Raw genomic sequence first — 2,083 nt, 5'->3', positions numbered from 1 at the left:
AGCCGTCTGGCCTTCCGGTTGTCCCAGATCAGCTGCCATTCGTCGCCATCGCGTTCCAGACATTCGAACCGCGCGCCGGCGATCTCGTGCGGCCGGCGTCCCGTGTCGCGCAGGAGTATGTAGGCGGTCCGGAACATCAGGTGGATGTCCTCCGGTGCCATCGCGCCGTACGGGTTCTGCGTGCCGATGCTGCCAAGGTTTCGGTCCAGCTGGTCGATGACGGATTCGGGCAGTGCCTTGCCCATGTCGTCTTCGTCCTTGATCACGTTCTTGATCGAGTGGTGCTTTGGGTGCCGGGAGAAGGCGGCTGGAAGGGTGTCGAGCTGCCCGGCGAGGCGTCCGAAGTCGACGATCTCGACGAGGGAGGAGAACAGCTGGCGCCGCCGCTGATGGGAGTAGAGCTCGCCGTCGTCCTTGCGGAGCTGCACGAAGTTCTCGAAGACGGCGGTCATGTCGGCGAAGCCCAGCTGGTTGGGCTCGGCGCTGCCGCCCGGTCGGTGGCTCAGAGTCCGTGAAGCCAGTTCGCAGGCCCGGACCCGGTCCTGGAGCTTTGCCCCGTCCGGCCTGGTGGTCCGAGCCCATTCCATCGCGGCATCCCGCAACCACGGCTGCCGGATGACAGCGAAGTCGACGGTGCTCGGGCGAACAACGCGTCCGCTCTCGCTGGAGCGGGACCTGACGCCGGCGATCCGCAAGTCCCACTGGAGGCGGTCCATCGGGTCGATGCCCTGGAATTCCCACAGGCCTCTCATGACCTCGACCCTGACCGATTGCAGGAATGCATCCCGCGTCGACCTTCGCGCGCCGCCCTTGACGGTGCTGGTGGCGCGGGCCGTGAAGTTTCCGTCGTAGAGGGCCAGGCTTGACCAACCTCCGTACTGCATCGCCGTGAACCGCACGGGGTCGGCCTCAAGCGTCCGTTCCTGAGCGTCGCGCCGCTGGAGGGTATAGAGGAGTTCCAGCCGAACGGTCTCGCTCAGATTGGCCAGCGAGAACTGGTGAGCGCCAAGGTACGGCAACTCACATGAGGCCCAGCTCGTGGCTTGCTCCATGTTCCAGGGCAGACCGCGAGCGGCGAGGTCGGTCATGCACCGACGTACGTGGGCCTGGCACAAACCGTTGCTGAGCTCCTCGTGCCCGCATCCGGCGACGACGCACTCGGCCCGCGCCTGGTAGGGCTTCTGACTGCTTGCCCACTCGCTCAGGACCAGCCCCGAGTCCTTCCTTCGGTGCTGGTTCCAGAGTCCGCTGTGGCCTCGGCACAAGCCAGTGGAGATCTTCTCCCGGCGGCACGTACCGCCAGCGGCGACGCAGACTCCGTTGTGGAATCCGGCCCTGAATCGGAACGTCGGTTGGTACGTGGAATCGAACTCCGCGGCGTTCTGCTCGCTCCTCTTGAACGCGATGGTGCAGGACTGACACCGCCTGGTGGGGCTTACGGTGGGGCAGGCCGCGGTCCGGCACAGGAACGCCCTGCTGAGCGGGTTGTCCGGGCTTGCGGTGAACAGCAGCGCGTCGGGGTTCCATTCGCCGGGCCGCCAGTTGGGGTCGATCCTGTCGCGGAGCCACCGGGTCCAGCCGGGAAGCAGCGAGGACCCGCCGGAGCCCCGTGTGATTGGTATGGGTGCATGCGCCGTGCTCATGTGGTCGTCCTCCGGGCGGCTTGGAGATCGTGAACCCGGCGGGCCTGCTCTCGCTTCTCCTCGTTGGTGGTGTGCAGGTAGACGTTCATCGAGTGCTCGGAGATGTGACCGGCGAAGTCCTGCGCGGTGTCGCGCGGCATCTTGTCCTTGATCCAGCGGGTGATGGTGCCGTGGCGGACCATGTGGGGGTGCGCGTCCAGGCCGGCCAGCTTGGCGAGGCGCTTGAACAGCTCGTAGGTGTTGGCGTACTTCATGGGCCCGCCGAGCGGGGCGGCGAAGAGGTTCACGAACACCATGTCGATGTCGGCTGCCGCAGGGACCTCGTCCCGCTCGTACTGGTAGTCACCGTAGGACCCAACGGTTCCAAGCGAGACCGGGATCCACCTGGACCTCCTCGACTTCGCGAGGGCCCCGTTGGTGTTGGTATCGCGCCGGACGAC

At 66.3% G+C, this 2,083-nt stretch carries 1 protein-coding gene and 1 pseudogene; both read right to left on the bottom strand.

The features are described from left to right. A pseudogene (locus ACIOJE_RS41110) lies at window positions 1-1,088 on the bottom strand (site-specific integrase); the annotation flags it as partial. 551 nt (window positions 1,089-1,639) lie between these two features. Next, window positions 1,640-2,083, bottom strand: a 444-nt coding sequence (locus tag ACIOJE_RS41105; RefSeq protein ID WP_400783796.1) for a tyrosine-type recombinase/integrase, incomplete at its 5' end; no start/stop codon positions are given.

This window comes from Kitasatospora sp. NPDC087861 (assembly GCF_044742585.1).
Taxonomy (GTDB): Bacteria; Actinomycetota; Actinomycetes; order Streptomycetales; family Streptomycetaceae; genus Kitasatospora.
This window is presented reverse-complemented; position numbering and strand designations above follow the sequence as displayed.